Genomic DNA, 20,542 nt, shown 5'->3' with positions numbered 1-20,542 from the left:
CGCAAGCGAGCCTACGACACCCCCGAGACGGATGACGGGCAGGATGGGAGGTGTGAGCATCCCCGCGTCGTCCATCGAAGTGCCGTCCCGCGTGCGCGCGCTGGCCCGCGGCGCCGCCCTCACGCCGGTCTGGCGCAACAGCCTCGGCGGCCTCACCTTCCGCACCGACGACGGGCGCTACATCAAGTGGGGTCCGCACGACGCCGAGGCGAACATGCGCGACGAAGCCGAGCGCATGCGCTGGGCGCGGCGGTGGCTGCCGGTCCCTGACGTACTCGAACAGGGGCAGGATGCCGAGCACGAGTGGCTCGTGACGGCCGCGCTGCCCGCCTCCAGCGCCGTCGATCCGCGCTGGGCGGCGAAACCCGAGGTCGCGGTGCGCGCGGTAGGGCGGGGACTCCGGGCGCTGCACGACGCCCTGCCGGTCGCGGAGTGCCCGTGGGGATGGAGCACGGCGGAGCGCATCGCGAATGCGGCGGAACGCGGCACCCTGGTCCCGGTCGAGCTGCATGCGGAGCCTCCGATCGACAGCCTCGTGGTCTGCCACGGTGACGCGTGCCTGCCGAACACCCTGCTCGACGACGACGGCGAGCCGGCGGGCTTCGTCGACCTCGCGGCCCTCGGCGTGGCCGACCGCTGGGCCGACATCGCCGTCGCCTCGATGAGCACGCTGTGGAACTACGGCCCCGGCTGGGAGGACACGCTCATCGAGGCGTACGGCGTCGAGCCCGACCGCGAGCGACTCGAGTACTACCGCCGGCTCTGGAACGAATCCTGACCCGCCCGGTCGGCGCTCAGGCCTCGGGATGCGCGTCGCTGAGCAGGCTGCCGTCCGCGGGGCGGCGGTCCCATCCCGGTCGTCGCAGCGCATAGAACAGCAGCGGCGGAGCACCGAGCACGACGATCACGACACCGACGATCCACGGATACAGGGCAGGCGGGAACGCGGTGAACCCGTCGGGCGGGATGAACGCGAGCAGGAAGGCGGCGAGGCACGCGACGAAGCCCACCCCCGCCACGAACGGCAGCGCCGTGACGCGGTAGGCGCGGTGCACGTTCGGCTCCTTGCGGCGCAGCACGATCGCCGACGCGAACATCAGCATGTACATGATGAGGTAGAGCGCCGCCGCCATGTCGATGAGGGCGACGAAGGCCGCGCTCACGTTCGGCACGATGATGAAGATCGCCGCGAGCACCGTCACGATCGTGCCCTGCAGCATGAGGATCCCGGACTGGATGCCGGCCTTGTTGCGCTTCTGCAGCGCCGGAGGGAGCAGACCCGTCTCCGCCGCGGCGAGCACGCCCTTCGACGGACCGGCCACCCAGGTGATCACCGACGCGAGGGCTCCCGCCGCGATGAGGGCAGAGACCACAGCGGTGGCCCAGCCGACACCCCAGTGGTCGAAGTACACCCCGAACGCGAGCATGATGCCGTTGGTCAGCCCCAGTTCCTTCGACGGGACCGCGACCGAGATCGCCAGCGTCGGCAGGACGAACACCAGCAGGATGAGGACGGCCGCGAGGAACACCGACCGCGGGTACCCCTTCCCCGGGTCCTTCATCTGATTCACATGCACGGCGTTGACCTCCATGCCGGCATAAGCGAGCACGTTCGACACGATCAGCACGATCGAGGCGAGTCCGGTGAACGGCGGGATCAGCGCGGACGGTGCGAGCGAGACCTGACTCCTCTCCCCGCTGAACACCCAGATCGCCCCGAAGACGATGAGCAGCACCGCGGGCAGCAGCGTGCCGAGGATGCCGCCCCACGACCCGAGCTTGGCGAAGAGGTTGCCGCCGCGCAGCGTGACCAGCGTCGCGCCCCAGTAGAAGACGATGATGACGACGGCGGTGAAGAACCCGGAGCTCGACAGGGACGGGTCGACGAAGACGAACGCGAGCGCACCGGCGATGAAGGCCAGCTGCGTGGGGAACCAGACGACGTTCTGGATCCACTGCAGCCACACCGCGGTGAAGCCCCAGCGATTGCCGAGCGCTTCGCGCACCCACACGTACACGCCGCCTTTCCATCCCGTGGCGAGTTCGGCTGCGACCAGCGCGGTCGGGACCAGGAACACGATCGCCGGGATCAGGTAGAGCATGACGCTGCCGAGACCGTAGGTCGCCATCGCCGGCAGGGAGCGCAGACTGGCCACGACGACGAGGGTGAGCAGCGCGAGCTGGCCCACCCCGAGCACCGCGACCGCGGGACGAGAGATCTGCTTCGGGGGTGGGTTCGTCGTCCCGGCAGCGGCGGGAGCGGGCCGGGATGCGGGCGTGGCGTCGGACATCACGCCTCCTAGTGGTGGAACGCCGAGTCGGGGTGATCCGCGGGCATCGGCGCGGTGAGCGCGTCGAGGTGCTCGACCTCGGCGGCGATCGCGTCCAGCAGCTCTGCGGCGAGGTCCATGCTCAGGCCGTTGCGCACGACGATGCGCTGCACCGTGATCTGCTCCAGGTCGGCGGGCATCGGATACGCCGGGACGAGCCAGCCGCGCATCCGCAGCCGATCCTGCAGGTGGTAGAGGTTCCAGTTCTCGGTATGGCCGTCCTTCAGGCGCCAGGCGAAGACCGGGATGTCGCTGCCGTCGTTCCACAGCTCGAATGCCTCGAGCTTCGCGATCCCCGCCGCGAGGAACTTCGCGACGTCCTGCGACGCCTGCTGCACGGCGCGGTACCCCTCGACGCCGAGGCGCAGGAAGAGGTAGTACTGCAGCAGCACCTGGGCACCGGGGCGCGAGAAGTTGAGCGCGAACGTCGGCATCTCACCGCCGAGGTAGCTCACCTTGAACACCAGCTCCTCGGGGAGCCACTGCGCGTCGCGCCACACGACCCAGCCGAGACCCGGGTACACCAGGCCGTACTTGTGCCCGGAGGTGTTGATCGAGTGCACCCGCTCGAGCCGGAAGTCCCACTGCAGGTCGGGCTGCAGGAAGGGCGCGATCATGGCCCCGGAGGCGCCGTCGACGTGGATCGGGATGTCGAGTCCGGTGCGCTGCTGGATCGCGTCCAGGGCTGCGGCGATCTCCGCCACCGGCTCGTACATCCCGGTGTAGGTGACACCCATGATCGCGACCACGCCGATCGTGTTCTCGTCGACGTATCTGTCGAGGTCGTGGCCGTCGAGCGTCTTGTGCTCCTCGCTGATGGGCACGTAGCGCGGTTCGACGTCGAAGTAGTTGCAGAATTTCTCCCAGCACACCTGCACCGCCGAGCTCATCACGAGGTTCGGAGAAGAGGTGTCCTTGCCGGCGGCGCGGCGGGCGAGCTGCCACCGGCGCTTGAACGCCAGCCCGCCGAGCATGCAGGCCTCGGAGGAGCCGATGGTCGAGGTGCCGATGCTGCGCGAGGCGTCGGGAGCGTTCCACAGGTTGGCGAGCATGTGCCAGCAGTTGTCCTCGATCGCCGCCGTCTGCGGATACTCGTCCTTGTCGATCATGTTCTTGTCGAACGATGATTCGTAGACCTGTTTGGCTTCGTCGTCCATCCAGGTGCTGACGAACGTCGCGAGGTTCAGACGCGCGTTGCCGTCGAGGATGGTCTCGTCCTCGACGATCTGCTTCGCCGTCGCCGGCAGCGATTCCTGCTCCGGGATGAGGTGCCGCGGGGCGACCGTCGCCTCCCCCGGCCTCGTGAACAGCGGCTGATAGTCGGAAGAGGGAGTGCTCATGCTCGGAACCTTTCTGAGGGTCGGCCTGGCTTCTCCGGCCCAAGGTAGCCCTCGCCCGGGACTCGCAACAGGGCCACTCGGCCCGAGATCAGCTCCAGACGAAACGGAAGGTGCCGACGAGCACCGCGGCGGTCAGCGCGAGAACCATGATCAGGACGCCTCCGAACAGCGCCACCGCGTCGCGTGGATGCAGCCGCGATGGTCGTGACCAGGTGTGCGGGATGCCGGAGCCGAAGCCGCGCGCCTCCATGGCGAGCGCGAGCTTCGAGCCCCGCCGCACCGCGAAGACCAGCAGCACGAACGCCATCGAAAAGAACCGCCGCAGCACCCCGCGGTCGCCGACGCCGCGGGCTCGACGAGCCAGGCTCATGGTGCGCCAGTCGTCGAGGAACAGCCCGAGCATCCTGGTGCCGGCGAGGATGCCCAGCACGAAACGAGAGGGCAGCCGCGCCACCTGGGAGAGCGCATCGGCGAGTTCCGTGGGGTCGGTGCCGCCGAACAGCAGGATGGTCGGCAGCCCCAACGCGATCACGCGCAGGCTCACGGCGATGGCCAGGGCGATGGAGTCCTCGCTGATCGTCGCGAAGCCGAAGCTCCAGTAGACCCGCCCCGCCGGTTCCGCGTACAGCAGCATGCTGATGCCAGCGATCGGCGCGAAGATCGCGATCGGCAGGAGCCGACGCAGCACCGTGGCCAGGCGCAGCCCCGTCAAGGGCAGGCACAGCAGCTGCAGCACGATCGCGGCCAGCGCGCTGGTGACGTCGATGGAGGCGAACAGCGGCACGGACAGCAGCACCGCCAGCACGAGCTTCGTGACCGGGTTCACCCCGTCCAGCCACACCGGCCGCGCGGTCTCGGTGGCGGTCACGAGGCCGCCCCCAGCGTGATGCGGTGGCCGCCCAGGTGCCGGATCACGGCGTCGTCGTGTGTGACGGCGATGATCGACCGCCCCCGCGCGATCTCCTCCTGCAGCAGGGCGACGAGCGAGATCCAGCCGCGACGATCCTGCCCGAACGTCGGTTCATCGAGCACGATCACCTCGGGTGCCCCGGCCAGGACGGTCGCGACCGACAGCCGCCGCTTCTGCCCACCGGAGAGCGTGAAGGGGTTGGCGAGCGCGAGCGGCGACAATCCGAGCCGTTCCAGCAGCTCGTCGACGACGGCATCCGTCTTCGCCCTGTCCCAGCCGAGGGCGCGGGGGCCGACGGCCAGTTCGTCGCGGAGGGTCTGGGTGAGGAACTGGTGCTCGGGCTCCTGGAACACCATGCCGATGCGGGTGAGCAGTTCCCGCGAGGTCCAGCGGATGGGACGCGTGCCCTTGCGGCCGGCGAGTTCGGGGGCCGATCGCACCTCGCCCGCGTGCTCCGGGATCAGCCCGGCGAGGGTGAGCGCGAGCGTCGACTTGCCCGCCCCGTTGGGCCCCGTGATGACGGTCGCGTTCGCCCGCGGCACGCGCAGGTCGAGCCCCGCCTGCACCACGACGTCCGCCTCCCTCGCGATCGAGAGTCCGGATGCGGTGAGCGCGTCGAGGGCGGCGACCGGCTCGAGCACCGGAAGATCGATGCCGCGATCGGGCACCCACACCCCGGCCGCGGCCAGCGCGTCGGCGTGCGCGGCGAAGACCCGGTCGGGCGGACCGTCGGCGAGCAGGCCGCCGTCCGCCGCGAGCACGATCACGCGCGTCATCAAGTCGGCCCAGACGGGCGTGCGGTGCTCGACGACGATCAGGGTCGCGCCGGTCGAGACCACCGCGCGTTCGACACTCGCCCGCACCTCGCGCACACCGTCCGGGTCGAGGTTCGCGGTGGGCTCGTCGAGCAGCAGCAATCCCGGTCGCATCGCGAGCACGCCGGCCAGCACGAGGCGCTGCTTCTGCCCGCCGGAGAGAGCCTTCGTCGGGCGCTGCAGCGGAACATCGAGGCCGACGGCGTCGAGCGCTTCGGCGACACGGCCGGGGATCTCGGTTGCGGGCACCCCGAGGTTCTCGCAGCCGAAGGCCACGTCATCGCCCACCTTCGACAGCACGATCCCGGCATCCGGGTCCTGCAGCACCAGTCCCACCTGACCGTGGCGCGACTCCGGAGCCGCACCGTCGATCCGGAGCGTGCCCTTCCGCTCACCCTCGTCGTCGTCGCCCAGCACGCCGGCGAGGCCCGCGAGCAGGGTCGACTTGCCCGCTCCCGACGCTCCGAGCAGCAGCACCCGCTCGCCCGGTTCGATCGTGAACGAGACGTCGGCGACCGCCGGGCGCTTCCGGCCGGCGTACCGCCAGCCCCAGCCCGCAGCCTGCACGCGGGCCGGGGCGGCGAAGGTCACGCTCAGACCTCGCGCACGTGCTCTCGCCCCACGGCGAAGCGGTTGAGTGCACCGGTGACGGCGAGGGCGCGCACCAGCAGCCAGCCGACGACGCCCGCCAGGATGGCTCCCGAGACGACGACGCTGACCAGGTAGATGGTGTTGAACTCGACCGACTTCAGGATGTTGGGCGAGCTGCCGTAGAACAGCTCGAACACCCAGGCGGCGAAAGCGGCGCCGACCCCGGCGAGCGCGGCGACCGCGATCCCGAAGCGACGGTAGAAGAACAGAGCGAAGATGATCTCGGCGCCCAGGCCCTGCACGAGGCCGGACAGCACGGTCGAGACGCCCCACACGTTGCCGATCAGCATCGACACGATCGCGGCGACGAGCTCGACGACCAGCGCCGCACCGGGCTTGCGGATCACGAGACCGCCGACGACGCCGCCGAGCAGCCAGATGCCGACGGCGATCCCGCCGAGCCCCGGCGTCAGGGCATCGGCCGCGCCGAACCAGGCGTAGCCGATGGTGTTCCAGCCCCAGAACACGAGGCCGATCGCGACACCGAGGACGGCGGCGACGACGATGTCGACGACGCGCCAGCGCCAGACCGGTGTGCGGTGAAGCCCGTTCGCGGCGGCGGATGCCTGCGTGGTCGAGCGGTGCGTGGACGTACTCATCTGAACTCCTCCCTGCGCTGGCATGACCCAGATCAGGTTCGACGGTCGAAGCGCGATTCGCTCCCTCTCAGCCCGGCTCGCCGGACTCCCGTGGTTGTGCTGACGATCCTACCGCGCCTCGCCACCGGCGCGTCTCCCCGCATCGCGCGGCGGAACGCGCCCGGGATTGGGTACCGTGAACGGGTGACCGCTTCACATCCCCCCGCCGCGGATGCGCCCGCGCCGCCCCTCACCAAGCCGCCGTACGTGCCGAAGCGGCAGCGGGTGGACGAGGACGCCCCCGACGAGCAGGACGCGCCCGCAGACCAGGCAGAGGCGCAGTGGGCGGATGAGAAGACCCCCGCGACCGCTCTGACGTGGGTCGACCCTGCCGCCGTCGCCGCGGATTCTCCGATCGCCTCGCTGGACGATCCGATGACGGATGAGCCGGCGGGCGGACTGCTGCGTGACGCGCGGACGCGTCCCGCCGTGGCCGGACCCGGGGTCCTGGTGCCGCTCTTCACTCTCGTCGGCCTCGTCGCCGCCTACACCGGCACGACACTGCTCTGGCCGCTGCACGAGGTGCCGCCGACGGTGCAGACCGTCGCCGTCGAGCCGGTCGCCGCCCCGGCGGCTGCGCTCACGTGGCCGACCGAGGGTGCAGGCGCCGTCGGGATCGCCGGGCTCAGCACCGCGGCATCCCTCGCCGACGCCGTCCCGATCGCCAGCATCACCAAGGTCGTCAGCAGCCTGATGGTGCTCGACCGGATGCCCCTCGCGCCCGGTGAGCAGGGCCCCGAGTTCTCGTTCGACTACGGCGACAGCATCGAGTACTGGGACTACCGCCGCAGCGACCAGTCCGCGCTGGACGTGCCGGTGGGCGGCGTCCTGACCGAGTACCAGCTGCTGCAGGGCACGCTCCTGGGCTCGGCGAACAACTACATCGACCGCTTGGCGGCCGAGATCTGGGGTTCCGACTTCCAGTTCGCCCAAGCGGCCGAGACCTGGCTGCGCGATCGCGGGCTCACCGGGATCACGGTGGTGACGCCGTCGGGCTTCGACGAACGCAACGTCGCCACCCCCGACGCGCTGATCGCTCTGGGCGAGCTCGCGATGCGGAACCCCGTGTTCGCGGAGATCGTGGGAACCGTCTCGGTGGACCTCCCCGGCGCGGGGACCGTCGTGAACACGAACGGCATGCTCACCGACCCCGGGGTCACCGGCATCAAGACCGGCACCCTGGTCGGCTGGAACCTGCTCGCCTCGAAGGACGTCACGATCGGGGAGACGACCGTGCACCTGTTCGCGACCGCCCTGAACCAGGCGGACGACGAGCAGCGACTCGCCGCCACCCGGTCCCTGTTCGCCGAGACCGAGGCCGCGCTCCGGTCTCAGGCTCCGGTCGTGACGAAGGGCACCGTCGTCGGCGAGGTGACCACGCCGTGGGGCGCGGAGGTGGATCTGATCACGTCGGCGGATGCGTCGGTCGTGCTCTGGAACGGTGCGCCGGCGACCTCCACGACCGCCGTGGACCTCGGGGAGGAGCGCGAGCAGGGCGACGCCGTGGGTGCGCTCACCGCGGTCGGTCCGATCGACAGCGCGACGACACCGGTCGTGCTCGCGGACGACCTCGATGGCCCGAGCCCCTGGTGGCGTCTCACCCACCCGCTGGAGCTGCTCGGGATCACGGACTGACCCGCAGGAACAGCACGACGCCCCACCCGGCGGAAGCGGGGTGGGGCGTCGTCGTTCGTGCTGGCGGTCAGCGGCGCGGCGCGTCGCCCTCGTCTTCGAGCAGTCCCTGCGCCGCCGCCGTCTCAGCGGCGGGGACCTGCGCTCCGACCGACGCTCCGGCCACCGCGGCCGCCTGCGTCTCGGCTTCCGCCGTCTCGTCGACGTCGCCCGTCATCACGACGGGCGTGGAGCCGGTGAGCGCATCCTCGGCGTCGATGTCGGTCGCGGCCTGCTCGAACTGCGACTGGTACAGACGCCAGTAGGCGCCCTGCGCCGCGATGAGCTCGTCGTGCGTGCCCTTCTCGACGATGTCGCCGTGCTCCATCACGAGGATGAGGTCGGCGTCGCGGATGGTCGACAGGCGGTGCGCGATCACGAACGACGTGCGTCCCTCGCGGAGCGCCGCCATCGCGTGCTGGAGCAGCAGCTCGGTGCGGGTGTCGACCGCCGACGTGGCCTCATCGAGGATGAGGATCGACGGCTGCGCGACGAAGGCCCGCGCGATGGTGATGAGCTGGCGCTCACCCGCCGACACGTTCGCGGCATCCTCGTCGAGCACCGTGTCGTATCCCTCAGGGAGGGCGTGCACGAAGCGGTCGACGTAGGTCGCCTTGGCGGCGGCGATGACCTCCTCATCCGTGGCCGTCGAGCGGCCGTACCGGATGTTCTCGCGGATGCTGCCGGCGAACAGCCACGGGTCCTGCAGCACCATGCCGGTGCGCGAGCGGAGCTCGTCGCGCGTGACCTCGGCGATGTCCTGTCCGTCGAGCATGATCCGCCCGCCGCTGAGCTCGTAGAAGCGCATGATCAGGTTCACCAGGGTCGTCTTGCCGGCACCGGTCGGACCGACGATCGCGACGGTCTGGCCCGGCTCCACCCGGAACGAGAGATCCCGGATGAGCGGACGATCGGGGGTGTACGAGAACGCGACGTTCTCGAACTCGATGACGCCCTTGCCCTCCACCAGTTCGGGCGCATCGGCGTCGTCCGCCTCCTGCTCGTCGGCGTCGAGCAGCTCGAAGACCCGCTCGGCCGAAGCCGTGCCGGACTGCACGACGGCGGCCATGCCACCCAGCTCCGACAGCGGCTGCGTGAACTGCTGCGAGTACTGGATGAACGCCTGGACATCGCCGAGACGGAGCTGACCGTTCGCGACCATCAGGCCGCCGAGCACCGCGATGCCCACGTAGCTGAGATTTCCGACGAACATCATGGCCGGCATGATGATGCCGGACAGGAACTGCGCCTTGAAGCTCGCCTGGAACAGCTCCTCGTTCTCGACCTGGAACTTGTCCAGCGCATCCTTCTCGCGTCCGAAGACCTTCACCAGCGCGTGACCGGAGAACGCCTCCTCGACGCGGGCGTTGAGTCGGCCCACCTTGCGCCACTGGGTGCCGAAGGCCTTCTGCGAACGCGGTCCGATGATGCCGAAGATCACGCCCATGAGCGGCAGCGTGATGAGCGCGACGAGGGCGAGCTGCCACGAGATCGAGAACATCATCACGAGCACACCGATCACGGTGAGCACCGAGGTGAGTGCACCGGAGAGCGACTGCTGCATCGTCTGGGTGATGTTGTCGATGTCGTTCGTGACGCGGGAGATCAGCTCACCGCGCTGCACCTTGTCGAAGTACGACAGCGGCAGGCGGTTGATCTTCGCCTCGACGGATTCGCGCAACCGCCACATGGTGCGCACCATGATGACGTTGATCACGTAGCCCTGGATCCAGGTGAGGAAGGCCGCGGCCACGTAGATCCCGAGGACGGCGGCGATGACCAGACGCAGGGCATCGAAGTCGACGCCCTGGCCGACGGTGAAGTCGCCCAGCGCTCCGACCTGGTTCGCGAAATCGGTCTGCCCCGAGCTGCGCAGCGCGTCGACCACGACGTCCTGCGGCGTGCCGGCGGGGAAGCCGGGGAAGTCGCCGTTCTGCTGCCCGAGCTGGATGGAGATGAACCCCTTGTAGACGAGGTTGGTGGCCTCGGCGAGGACCTTCGGGGCGGCGACCGTCAGCACGACGCCGATCGCGCCGAGGATCGACACGAAGACGAACCAGATCGCCGAGGGCTTCAGCAGCCCGATCATGCGCGCGAAGCTCGGACCGAAGTTGTCGGCCTTGCCCGGCGCGACGCTGTCCCAGTCGCCGGAGTGCTGACGCGCCTGCTCCGCGAGCTCGGCCTCGTACTGCTCCTCGGCGCTCAGCTCGACCTCGGCGACGGCGGCCGTCGCCTTGCCGCGGCCGCGACGTCGCTGGGTCCCTGAGCTCGTCGAAGGGGTCCCTGAGCTTGTCGAAGGGCTCTGCTCGCTCATGCGTCCACCCCCAACTGCGACTCGACGATCTCTCGGTAGGTGTCGCTCGTCTCGAGCAACTCCTCGTGCGTGCCGACGCCGACCATGGTTCCTCCGTCGAGGACGACGATGCGATCGGCGTCCGTGATGGTCGAGATGCGCTGCGCGACCACGATCTTCGTCACGTGGGGCAGCTCCCGCCACAGCGCCTGGCGCAGCCGGGCGTCGGTGGTGAGGTCGAGCGCCGAGAACGAGTCGTCGAAGACGAGGATCTGCGGCCGGTGCACGATCGCACGGGCGATCGCGAGACGCTGGCGCTGCCCGCCGGAGACGTTCGTGCCGCCCTGGGCGATGCGCGAGTCCAGCCCGTCCGGCATCTCCTCGACGAAGTCGCGCCCCTGCGCGATCTCGAGGGCGTGCCAGAGCTCTTCGTCGGTCGCTTCCTCGCGGCCGTAGCGGAGGTTCGACGCGACGGTGCCGGTGAAGAGGAACGGACGCTGCGGCACGAGCCCGATGCTGTCCCACAGCGCTTCGACATCGGCCTCGCGCACGTCGGTGCCGCCGACGTGGACGGAACCGCCCGAGACGTCGAACAGACGCGGGATGAGCGACACGAGCGTGGTCTTGCCCGATCCCGTGGAGCCGACGATCGCGACCGTCTCACCCGGCTGCGCGGCGAAGCTGATGCCGCTGAGCACCGGGGAGTCGGCACCGGGATAGGTGAACTCGACGTCGTCGAGCGCCACCGCCCCCGGCACCGGGAACTCGGTCACGCCGTTCTCCGGGCGGATGAGCGTGGACTCGGATTCGAGCACCTCGCCGATGCGCTCGGCCGAGACCGCGGCGCGCGGGATCATCATCGCCATGAAGCTCGCCATGATGACGCCGCCCATGATCTGGCCGATGTACTGCATGAACGCGAACAGCGTGCCCACCTGGACCGTGCCGTTGTTGACCTCGATGCCGCCGAACCAGATGACCGAGACGACGGTGACGTTGAGGATCAGCATGAACAGCGGGAACAGGAGCACGAACAGCGAGCCGACCTTGCGGCCGACGACCATGATGTCGGTGTTGGCGCCGCGGAAGCGCTCCTCCTCGATGCGCTCGCGCACGAAGGCGCGCACGACGCGGACACCGGTGAGCTGCTCGCGCATGATGCGGTTGACGTTGTCGAGCTTGCCCTGGTAGCTGCGGAACAGCGGCACCATGCGCCCGATCACGAGGGCGGCGAGGATGAGCAGCGCCGGCACCGAGACCGCGATGAGCCAGCTCAGGCCGACGTTCGTCTGCACCGCGAAGATGATGCCGCCGATCGCGAGCAGCGGCGCGGTGACGAGCATCGTGGCGCCCATCATCGCGAGCATCTGCACCTGCTGCACGTCGTTCGTGTTGCGGGTGATGAGGGAACCGGCGCCGAACTGCGACACCTCGCGCTCGGAGAATCCGCTGACCTTGCCGAAGACGTCGGCGCGGATGTCGCGGCCGGCGCCCATCGCCGCGCGCGCGGCGAAGTAGGTGGCGGTGATCGAGGCGATGATCTGCCCGAGCGACACCGCGAGCATGAACAGGCCCGTGCTCCAGATGTAGCCGGTGTCACCGCGGGCGACGCCCTTGTCGATGATGTCGGCGTTCAGGCGCGGGAGGTACAGGGTCGCCGCCACGCTGGCGAGCTGGAAGACCAGCACGGCGAGCAGCAGCCATCGGTATCGGGAGAGATAACGGAGGAGGATTTTTCCCAGCACAGGCGGACTTTCTAGAAAGGAGGAAGCGGCGGATCTCCCGGCAGACGGATGCCGACCGACGATCGGCCACAAGACAGAGTGCCACGAAGTGAGGACATTCGTATCCCCCTTCGGGAGGACCTTCGCTCACAGCGAACCGATCCGTGCGCGACCCGCGGTTTCTGCACCGCGGCGAACAACGCGCCCGTCGGGCGCGCACCCCTCAGAACAGCGGCTGCCGAGGCACGTAGTCGCGCGCGGGCGCGCCGGCGTCGGGGGCGAGCTCGGCCAATGTGGGCGGGTCCCATCTCGGGTTCCGGTCCTTGTCGACCAGCTGCGCCCTGATGCCCTCGACCAGGTCGGGGTGCTCGTTCACGAACCACAGCACCCGCCGGTATTCGCCCTCGAGCGCGGCGCGGAGTCCAGGAAGAGCCCTCGCCTCGCGGACGGCGTCGAGCGTGACCGTGAGCCCGGTCGGCGCGAGTCCCTCCAGAAGTTCAGCGGTGGCCGCCGACTCGGTCGTCCCGTGCGCGTGCAGACGCTCGACGATCCCGCTCACCGTGTCCGCCGAGAAGGCGTCGTCGATCCACTCCCGGGATGCGGGCAGCTCGGTCGGATCCGGCGTCTCGTCGAACAGCAGCACGATCTCGCTGGGACCGGTGGGATCGGCCCGGAAGGCCAGCGCCTCGCGCAGCGCATCGAGACGCTCGGACGGGACGAAGTGGTCCGCGAATCCGAGGTACACGGCATCGGCGCCGTTCATCGTCGATCCCGTGAGGCCGAAGTACTCGCCGAAGCGCCCAGGGGCCCGGCCGAGCAGCCAGGTGCCGCCGACGTCGGGCGTGAAGCCGATCCGCGTCTCCGGCATCGCCAGCTTCGAGCGCTCCGTGACGATGCGGATGGCCGCGTGTCCGGCGAGGCCGATCCCTCCGCCCATCGTGATGCCGTCGGCGAAGGCCACCACCGGCTTCGGATACTCGGCGATCATCGCGTTGAGCGCGTACTCGGCGCGGAAGAACTCCGCCGTCCGCTCCGCCTGCCCGGCGACGATCTGCGCGTGCAGCGCCCGCACATCCCCACCGGCGCACAGTCCGCGCTCTCCGGCGCCGTCGATCAGCACGATCTGCACATCGGTGTCGTCGCGCCACCGGTTCAGCGTCTCCGTCAGGATCTCGATCATCCCGATGTCGAGGGCGTTGATCGCCTCGGGCCGATCGAGAGTGAGCCTTCCGAGAGCTCCTTCGGTGCGGACGAGGACGCGGGAAGCCGTCTGAGAATCGGTCACGCGTGCCAGGCTACCCCTTCTCCGACCGCGGTCTTTCCGCGCGAAATGCGGGATCCGACAGGCTTTTCCGGCAGGATAGGGAGGAACTGTTCGACGAGACGAGAGGTCACGGATGCCTGAAGGACAGGTGCTCGAGTTCACGCACGTGACGAAGCGCTTCAATGAGGTGACCGCCGTCTCGGACTTCTCCGCCCGCGTCGAGCCCGGAGCCGTGACGGCCTTCCTGGGTCCGAACGGAGCCGGCAAGACCACGACGCTGCGCATCCTGCTCGGTCAGGTCCGCGCCTCCTCCGGCACGGCCACGATCGGCGGAACCGCCTATGCGGAGCTGCGTCAGCCGCTGCGCACGATCGGCTCGGTGCTCGAGGAGACCGTCTACCGCCCGCGCCGGACGGCCGAGCGCCAGTTGACCATCGCCGCGAAGGCGAACGGCATCCCGCTCGCGCGCGTCGGTGAAGTCCTCTCCCTGGTCGGGCTCGAGGGCGAGGGCGACTCCCGCATCGGCGGCTTCTCGCTCGGGATGCGCCAGCGGCTGAGCGTCGCCCACGCGCTCCTCGGCGACCCGGGTGCTCTCGTCTTCGACGAGCCGGCCAACGGACTCGACCCCGAGGGCATCCGATGGATGCGCCTCCTGATGCGCCGCCTCGCCGATGAGGGACGCACCGTGCTCGTGTCGTCGCACGTGCTGAGCGAGGTCGAGCAGGTCGCCGACAACGTGCTCGTCCTGTCGAAGGGGCAGCTGCTCCTGGCCAGCGGCATCGAGACGCTCGCCGATCCGAACGGCGGGTCCGTCATCGTGGACGCCGCCGACCGCGAGGCGCTCACCGTGGCCCTGGCCGCGGCGGGCTTCGACATCGAGGTGCTGCGTTCGGGGCTGACGGTCCGCGGCGGAGACGCCGGGACGGTCGGAGCCGTCGCCGCAGACGCCGGCATCGCCCTGAGCACCCTCGTCCAGCGCGGCCCCACGCTCGAGGACGTCTTCATCGACCTGATGCGCGGCGGCCGGCTCGCACGTCCGGCGGAGACCGCGCCCGCCCCGCTCGCCGCTGCGCAGAGCACCCCGGTCGAGGCCGAGCGATCTGCCGAAGGCTCCCTCGTCGCGATCCCCGTCTCCGCCGCCGCAGCCTGGGCCGCCGAGGCCACCGCCGCTCCCGCCGAGGCCGCCTCGACCGAAGACGCACCCGCCGACGAGGCGGCTGTCGACGAGGCGGCTGTCGACGAGGCGGCTGTCGAAGATGCGCCCTCCGACGAAGCGCATGCTGAAGACGCGCAGGCTGACGAAACACCCGCCGCCGACGAAGCATCGGCCGAGGAGGCACCCGCCACCGAAGGCGCACCTGCCGACGAAGCACCCGTCGACGAAGCGCTTGCGGAGGAATCACCCGCCGCCGACGCACCCGCCGACGAAGCGCCGGCCGACGAAACACCCGCCGCCGACGCACCCGCTGAGGAGACGCGCTCGTTCGACGAGATCCTGTTCGGCGCGGCGGCTCCCGTCGCCGCCGTCGACCCCGCGGTCGGCGAGCCGGAGGCCGCCGCATCGCTTCCTGCCGCTACCGACGATGAAGCGTCCACGGAGACGACGGAGGAGGTCGCATCGGAGGACGGCGACCACGCCGGCGTCGAGATCTTCGCCGACCTCGATGCCTCCTCCGCCGAGACCCCCGACGTTTCCGCAGACCAGCCCGAAGAGGATCCCCGGTCCGCCGCCGTCAGCTCCATGCTGGCCGCCGCCGCACGGGCGTACTACGAGGATGAGCCCAGGGATTACCCGCTGTCCTCCGAGGACGCCGCCGAAGGCGCGCACTGGAGCGTCGCCGCGACGGGCGTCATCGACACCGTCCCGCTGGCCGGCGACGACGAGTCCGCCCCGGCAGGCGAGTCCGAAGCGGCTTCCGAGCATGCCCCAGAGGGCGAGCACCACGACGAGGGTGACAACCACGAGGGTGAGCACCACGACAACGGCGACCACCACGACGGTGGCTACCACCACGGCGACCACCACCACGGCTGAACCCCGCCACTGACGCGAACGCCCTCCGGACCCACGGGTCACGGAGGGCGTTCCGCGTCCGGGCTCAGGCCGGTCGCGGTCGGATGACCGGTCGGCGGCTGCCCTTCGAGACGGGGGTCGGCGCGGTGGCCACGATCTCCTCGACGTTCGCGGGCTCGTCGGACACGTCCAGTCGCAGCGCCTGCGTGAGTGCGAGCCCGTGCCGCGTGGTGAGGATCAGTCGACGGTACTGCTCGTCGCCTTCGAGGTCGATCACGACGCTCGGACGCCGCCGGCGGATCAGCACGAAGTCGAGGCTGCCTGCGGCCTTCCAGCTTCCCGCCGCGAGGACTCCGGGGATGTGGGTGCCCGGGTTCGGGACGCCGCGGAGCCAGGTCCAGGCGTCGTCGGTCAGCTGGACCTTGGTGATGGTGTCGCGCACGATCCGGAGGTTGTCGCGGTGGAAGGTGGCGGCACGCTCGATCGGCGAGAGCACGACCTCCAGTTGCGTCTGGTCCAGCAGCAACGTCACCATGTCCACCAGTCTGCCAGCGCCGTGCTGCCAGTTGTCTGGAAGTTGCTCACAGGAACACAACGATCCATGCGCGCGTGGTCAGGCAGTCAGCCCGGATCAGGCACTTTGTCGCACAAACTGCCTGATTCCGCACGATCGCCTGACCCCGCGCGCGACCGTGGGCATGCAGGTGCTTCAGGCGCGGGCGTCGGCGGCCGCGCGCGCGGCAGCCGGGAGCGCATCCTCGATCCGCCGCAGCTCGTCCTCCCCGTGCGCGGCCGTGAGGAACCAGGCCTCGAACACGCTCGGCGGCAGCGCGACGCCCTGCTCGCGCATGGAATGGAAGAACGGGGCGTAGCGGAAGGAGTCCTGAGCCTGCGCCTCCGCGTAGTTCCTCGGCGCCGACGCACGGAACGACGCGTTGAACAGATTCCCCGCCGAGGCGACGGCGTGCGTCACGCCCGCCGTCGACAGCGCGGAATCGAGCGCGGACGACAGACGGGCGGATGCCGCATCCACCGTGGTGTACACCTCCGGCGTGGCCAGGCGCAGCGTCGCCAGTCCGGCCGCCACCGACAGCGGGTTCCCGGACAGCGTGCCCGCCTGGTAGACAGGGCCGAGCGGCGCCAGCAGGTCCATGACCTCGGCGCGGCCGCCCAGCGCCGCCAGGGGCATGCCGCCGCCGACGACCTTGCCGAACGTGAAGATGTCGGGCAGGTAGTCCTCCCCCGCCGCCGCCTGCAGACCCCAGAAGCCGGCCGGGTGCACGCGGAAGCCCGTGAGCACCTCGTCGAGGATCATCAGGGCCCCGTGGGCGTGCGCGGTCTCGGCGATCAGGCGGTTGAACCCGGGCAGCGGGGCGACGACGCCCATGTTCGCCGCTGACGCCTCCACGATCACCGCCGCGATGCGCTGGCCGTGCTCGGCGAACACCGCAGCGAGCGCTTCCGGATCGTTGTAGCCGATCACGAGCGTCTGAGCGGCGATCGGGGCGGGAACGCCGGCCGAACCGGGGAGCGCCAGGGTCGCGACACCCGAGCCCGCCTCGGCGAGCAGTCCGTCGGAGTGCCCGTGGTAGTGCCCGGCGAACTTCACGAGCAGATCGCGGCCGGTGGCACCGCGCGCGAGGCGGATCGCCGTCATGGTCGCCTCGGTGCCGGTGGAGACCAGGCGCACTCGCTCGATCGGCCGGGTCTCGCCGAAGCGGACGCGGTCGGCGATCAGCGCCGCCAGCTCGACCTCTCCCTCGGTCGGCGCCCCGAAGGACAGACCGCGCGACGCCGCTTCCTGCACGGCCGCGACGATCTCCGGGTGCGCGTGTCCGAGCAGTGCAGGACCCCACGACGCGACGAGGTCGACGTATTCGCGCCCCGCGGCATCCCTGACGGTCGCTCCCTTCGCGGAAGCGAGGAACCGGGGCGTCCCGCCGACCGACCCGTAGGCGCGCACCGGGGAGTTGACCCCTCCGGGGATCACCGCGCGTGCAGCGGAGAACAGGTCGTCATTGCGGTCGGTCATGAATGCTCCTCAGCGATGCACGGAGCCGTCCCGGCATCCCTTCCAGGCTAACCGCCGTTGCGGGACCCGAGAGCCGTTCGGCGGCCGGGACTCAGCCGCGGAGCCAGCGCGCGGCCTCGGTGGCCCAGTAGGTCAGCACCGCGTCGGCACCTGCCCGCCGGATGGACAGCAGCGATTCGAGCACGGCGCCTCGCCGGTCGATCCAGCCGTTCGCGCTCGCCGCCTCGATCATCGCGTACTCGCCGGAGACCTGGTACGCCCACACCGGGACGCTCACGGTGTCGCGCACCTCGCGGAGCACGTCGAGGAACGCCATCGCCGGCTTCACCATGACGATGTCGGCACCCTCCGCCTCATCGACGACAGCTTCGCGCACGCCCTCGCGCCGGTTGCCCGGGTCGAGCTGATACGTGCGGCGGTCGCCCGTCAGCTGCGAGTCGACGGCTTCGCGGAAGGGCCCGTAGAAGGCGCTCGCGTACTTGGCGGCGTAGGCGAGGAGGATCGTGTCGGTGAACCCCTCGGCGTCCAGCGCGGCGCGGATGTGCGCCACCTGGCCGTCCATCATGCCGGACAGTCCGAGCAGCTGCGACCCGGCGCGGGCCTGCGCGAGAGCCATCGAGGCGTAGCGTTCGAGGGTGGCGTCGTTGTCGACCGATCCGTCGGCAGCGAGCACGCCGCAGTGACCGTGGTCGGTGAACTCGTCCAGGCAGAGGTCGGTCTGCACTACGAGGGCGTCGCCCACCTCGGCCGCGAGCGCCTCGGTCGCGACGTTGAGGATGCCGGCCGGGTCATCGGCGCCGGAACCCCGGGCGTCCCGCACCGCCGGCACGCCGAACAGCATCACGCCGCCGACGCCCTGCTCCGCCGCCTCGACGGCGGCCTTCCGCAGCGAGTCGATCGAGTGCTGCGCGACGCCGGGCATCGACCCGATGGCGACGGGCTCCGACAGCCCCTCGCGGACGAACAGGGGCAGCACGAGCTGCCGCGGCTCGAGCGACGTCTCGCGGACGAGATCTCGAACGGCTCGGGACTGGCGCAGCCGCCTCAGGCGGGTCTCGGGGAAGCTCACGGTGCGAACTCGTCTGCCGCGTGGGGAAGCGTGAAGTGCGATACGGCGTCGATCAGCGCGTCGATCGTCTGGCGGTCCGCGACCACCGACACGGGCAGCCCGGCCCGCTGGGCGTCGTTCGCGGTGCGGGGTCCGATCGCCGCGAGCAGCGTCTCGTCCGGGATCTCGGGGAACTGCTCGCGCACCTGTTCGGCGACCGAGCCGCTCGTGATCAGGATGGCGTTGATGCGACCGTTCTCCACGTCGCGCCGGATGCGCTCGGTGACCGGGACGCCGACCGTGCGGTAGGCGACGACACCGTGGACGTCGTGACCCGCCTCCGAGAGCAGCCTGCTGAGCACCGGCTTCGCGATCTCACTGCGCAGCGCGAGGATGCGGCGCGGCTCCTTCTCGAGGGCGATGAGCTGCTGCGCCATGCCCTCGGCGGAGTTGTCCTGCTCGGGGACGAGGGTGACCTCGTAGCCGACGGCCTGCAGGGCGGCCGCCGTGGTCTCGCCCACGGCGGCGATCTTCGTCGACCGCGGCACGACGGCCCGGTGCGCGAACAGCACGTCGACCGTCGTCGCACTGGTGACCGTCAGCCAGTCGAACTCGCCGGCGGCCAGCTGGGCGAGGGCGACGTCGAGTGTCGCCTGATCCGTCGTCGGGGCGAAGTTGATCAGCGGAGCGACCACGGGCACCGCGCCGAGCGCACGCAGACGCGCGGCGACGCTGTCGCCCCACGGCCCGCCACGGGGCACGAGAATGCGCCAGCCGTCCAGCGGTCGGTCCTGCTTGATTTCGGAAGTGGTCATGAGGATTGCTCTCGAGGGACGAGGTCGGCCGCCCCTTGATCGAGCAGCCGACGGGCAACAGCGAGCCCGAGCTCGCGCGCTGCGTGCATCGGGTCTGCACCATCGGCAGCATCCGCACCATTGCCACTGCCGTTCCGACGAATATACTCCCCGTTCAGGGCTTCCGTGACGTCGAGCCCGATCCGGCGACTGCCGTCAGGGGCGTAGACGACCGTCCTGACGCGGATCGCGGCGCCCTGGACCTCGGCGTGAGCGGCCATGGGGGCTTGACAACCCGCGTCCAGTCCCTCCAGGATGGCCCGCTCGACCGTGATCGCGAGCCGGGTGTCCTCATGATCGAGCTGAGCGAGTGCCGCTCGCAGGTCCTCGGGAGCGTCGGCGCGGGTCTCGATCGCGAGGGATCCCTGCCCCGGAGCGGTCGGCCACTCCGCCAGCCCGAGCTCCTCACGGCGCAGCGGCGAGTCGGTGCCGAGCCGCGAGAGCCCGGCGGCGGCGAGGATCACGGCATCGAGCTCTCCCGAGAGCACGCGCGCGAGGCGGGAATCGACGTTGCCGCGGATGTCGACGACCTCCGCGTGGGGAGCCCTCCGGCGAACCTGCGCGATCCGCCGCGGGGAACCGGTTCCGACGGAGCTGCCGGACCGCAGCTCGTGCAGCGGGACGCCGGTGCGGGTGAGCACCACGTCACGGGCGTCCTCGCGTCGCGGCGTCGCGGCGATCACGAGCGACTCCGGCACGGCGGTCGGCAGGTCTTTGAGGGAGTGCACCAGGAAGTCGCATTCTCCCGCGAGGAGAGCCTCACGCAGGCGGGTGGCGAAGATACCCAGACCGCCGATCTCGGAGAGCGATGCGCGGTTGGTGTCACCTTCGCTGGTGATCGGGACGAGCTCGACGCGGCGGCCGGTCACGGCCTCGAGAGCGGTGGCGACATGACCGGACTGCGCCTGCGCGAGCGCGCTGCGGCGGGTGCCCAGACGGATGGGAGTGCTCATGTCGT

At 70.4% G+C, this 20,542-nt stretch carries 16 protein-coding genes and 1 riboswitch; of the genes, 3 read left to right on the top strand and 13 right to left on the bottom strand.

Annotation, left to right across the window (positions count from 1 at the left end; all coding sequences use genetic code 11):
* Positions 1-52 precede the first annotated feature (52 nt).
* A complete protein-coding gene (locus tag F6A08_RS02885; protein WP_192576669.1) occupies positions 53-778 on the top strand; it encodes an aminoglycoside 3'-phosphotransferase in 726 nt (241 codons plus the stop codon).
* A gap of 16 nt (positions 779-794) precedes the next feature.
* Here the strand turns inward: F6A08_RS02885 and gadC are convergent, their stop codons facing one another.
* The 5 genes from gadC to F6A08_RS02860 form a co-directional block, all read right to left on the bottom strand.
* Positions 795-2,291, bottom strand: coding sequence for a glutamate/gamma-aminobutyrate antiporter GadC (gene gadC, locus F6A08_RS02880; protein WP_017203393.1), 1,497 nt, complete (start codon positions 2,289-2,291; stop codon positions 795-797).
* Positions 2,292-2,299: 8 nt separating this feature from the next.
* The gene (gene gad, locus F6A08_RS02875; protein ID WP_017203394.1) at positions 2,300-3,670 is read right to left on the bottom strand and encodes a glutamate decarboxylase; all 1,371 of its coding nucleotides are present in this window, start codon (positions 3,668-3,670) and stop codon (positions 2,300-2,302) included.
* Between the two features lie 88 nt (positions 3,671-3,758).
* On the bottom strand, positions 3,759-4,538 hold the full coding sequence (locus F6A08_RS02870; protein ID WP_151458554.1) for an energy-coupling factor transporter transmembrane component T family protein: 780 nt from the start codon (positions 4,536-4,538) through the stop codon (positions 3,759-3,761).
* On the bottom strand, positions 4,535-5,992 hold the full coding sequence (locus F6A08_RS02865; RefSeq protein ID WP_192576713.1) for an ABC transporter ATP-binding protein: 1,458 nt from the start codon (positions 5,990-5,992) through the stop codon (positions 4,535-4,537). The genes F6A08_RS02870 and F6A08_RS02865 overlap by 4 nt, the downstream gene beginning before the upstream one ends.
* On the bottom strand, positions 5,989-6,645 hold the full coding sequence (locus tag F6A08_RS02860) for an ECF transporter S component (protein WP_151458552.1): 657 nt from the start codon (positions 6,643-6,645) through the stop codon (positions 5,989-5,991). Before F6A08_RS02860 ends, F6A08_RS02865 begins: the two co-directional genes overlap by 4 nt.
* Positions 6,636-6,747: riboswitch (TPP riboswitch) on the bottom strand. (Overlaps the previous gene by 10 nt.)
* An 81-nt stretch (positions 6,748-6,828) precedes the next feature.
* On the opposite strand from F6A08_RS02860, the gene F6A08_RS02855 reads away from it, so the two are divergent.
* Positions 6,829-8,319 (top strand): D-alanyl-D-alanine carboxypeptidase family protein, encoded by a 1,491-nt coding sequence (locus F6A08_RS02855; protein ID WP_151458551.1) that lies wholly within the window; start codon positions 6,829-6,831, stop codon positions 8,317-8,319.
* 67 nt (positions 8,320-8,386) lie between these two features.
* Here F6A08_RS02855 and F6A08_RS02850 read toward each other — a convergent pair whose 3' ends face one another.
* The 3 genes from F6A08_RS02850 to F6A08_RS02840 all read right to left on the bottom strand — a co-directional run bounded on the left by F6A08_RS02850 (position 8,387) and on the right by F6A08_RS02840 (position 13,657).
* A complete protein-coding gene (locus tag F6A08_RS02850; RefSeq protein WP_151458550.1) occupies positions 8,387-10,669 on the bottom strand; it encodes an ABC transporter ATP-binding protein in 2,283 nt (760 codons plus the stop codon).
* Complete coding sequence (locus tag F6A08_RS02845; protein ID WP_017203401.1) at positions 10,666-12,393, bottom strand: ABC transporter ATP-binding protein; 1,728 nt, start codon at positions 12,391-12,393, stop codon at positions 10,666-10,668. Before F6A08_RS02845 ends, F6A08_RS02850 begins: the two co-directional genes overlap by 4 nt.
* Before the next feature lie 202 nt (positions 12,394-12,595).
* Positions 12,596-13,657, bottom strand: coding sequence for an enoyl-CoA hydratase/isomerase family protein (locus F6A08_RS02840; protein WP_017203402.1), 1,062 nt, complete (start codon positions 13,655-13,657; stop codon positions 12,596-12,598).
* A gap of 112 nt (positions 13,658-13,769) precedes the next feature.
* Between F6A08_RS02840 and F6A08_RS17610 the strand changes: the two genes are divergently transcribed.
* On the top strand, positions 13,770-15,671 hold the full coding sequence (locus tag F6A08_RS17610) for an ATP-binding cassette domain-containing protein (RefSeq protein ID WP_192576668.1): 1,902 nt from the start codon (positions 13,770-13,772) through the stop codon (positions 15,669-15,671).
* Between the two features lie 64 nt (positions 15,672-15,735).
* Here the strand turns inward: F6A08_RS17610 and F6A08_RS02830 are convergent, their stop codons facing one another.
* From F6A08_RS02830 to hemC, 5 genes are all read right to left on the bottom strand, one after another.
* Entirely contained in the window at positions 15,736-16,185 is a 450-nt protein-coding gene (locus tag F6A08_RS02830; protein WP_017203405.1) for a hypothetical protein, read from the bottom strand.
* Between the two features lie 174 nt (positions 16,186-16,359).
* Positions 16,360-17,682, bottom strand: a complete 1,323-nt coding sequence (hemL, locus tag F6A08_RS02825; protein ID WP_151458549.1) for a glutamate-1-semialdehyde 2,1-aminomutase — start codon at positions 17,680-17,682, stop codon at positions 16,360-16,362.
* Positions 17,683-17,773: 91 nt separating this feature from the next.
* Positions 17,774-18,751: a porphobilinogen synthase gene (gene hemB / locus F6A08_RS02820; protein ID WP_151458548.1), complete on the bottom strand. Its 978-nt coding sequence runs from the start codon at positions 18,749-18,751 to the stop codon at positions 17,774-17,776.
* A complete protein-coding gene (locus F6A08_RS02815) occupies positions 18,748-19,545 on the bottom strand; it encodes a uroporphyrinogen-III synthase (RefSeq protein ID WP_151458547.1) in 798 nt (265 codons plus the stop codon). The genes hemB and F6A08_RS02815 overlap by 4 nt, the downstream gene beginning before the upstream one ends.
* Positions 19,542-20,537 (bottom strand): hydroxymethylbilane synthase, encoded by a 996-nt coding sequence (gene hemC / locus F6A08_RS02810; protein ID WP_017203409.1) that lies wholly within the window; start codon positions 20,535-20,537, stop codon positions 19,542-19,544. The genes F6A08_RS02815 and hemC overlap by 4 nt, the downstream gene beginning before the upstream one ends.
* Positions 20,538-20,542: the final 5 nt, after the last annotated feature.

The organism is Microbacterium algeriense, from assembly GCF_008868005.1.
GTDB classification, from domain to species: Bacteria; Actinomycetota; Actinomycetes; order Actinomycetales; family Microbacteriaceae; genus Microbacterium; species Microbacterium algeriense.
This window is presented reverse-complemented; position numbering and strand designations above follow the sequence as displayed.

Coding starts and splice junctions, on each gene's coding strand:
- gadC (WP_017203393.1), bottom strand. CDS start 2,291: ATGTCCGACGCCACGCCCGCATCCCGGCCCGCTCCCGCCGCTGCCGGG.
- gad (WP_017203394.1), bottom strand. CDS start 3,670: ATGAGCACTCCCTCTTCCGACTATCAGCCGCTGTTCACGAGGCCGGGG.
- F6A08_RS02860 (WP_151458552.1), bottom strand. CDS start 6,645: ATGAGTACGTCCACGCACCGCTCGACCACGCAGGCATCCGCCGCCGCG.
- F6A08_RS02850 (WP_151458550.1), bottom strand. CDS start 10,669: ATGAGCGAGCAGAGCCCTTCGACAAGCTCAGGGACCCCTTCGACGAGC.
- F6A08_RS17610 (WP_192576668.1), top strand. CDS start 13,770: ATGCCTGAAGGACAGGTGCTCGAGTTCACGCACGTGACGAAGCGCTTC.
- F6A08_RS02830 (WP_017203405.1), bottom strand. CDS start 16,185: ATGGTGACGTTGCTGCTGGACCAGACGCAACTGGAGGTCGTGCTCTCG.
- hemL (WP_151458549.1), bottom strand. CDS start 17,682: ATGACCGACCGCAATGACGACCTGTTCTCCGCTGCACGCGCGGTGATC.
- F6A08_RS02815 (WP_151458547.1), bottom strand. CDS start 19,545: ATGACCACTTCCGAAATCAAGCAGGACCGACCGCTGGACGGCTGGCGC.
- hemC (WP_017203409.1), bottom strand. CDS start 20,537: ATGAGCACTCCCATCCGTCTGGGCACCCGCCGCAGCGCGCTCGCGCAG.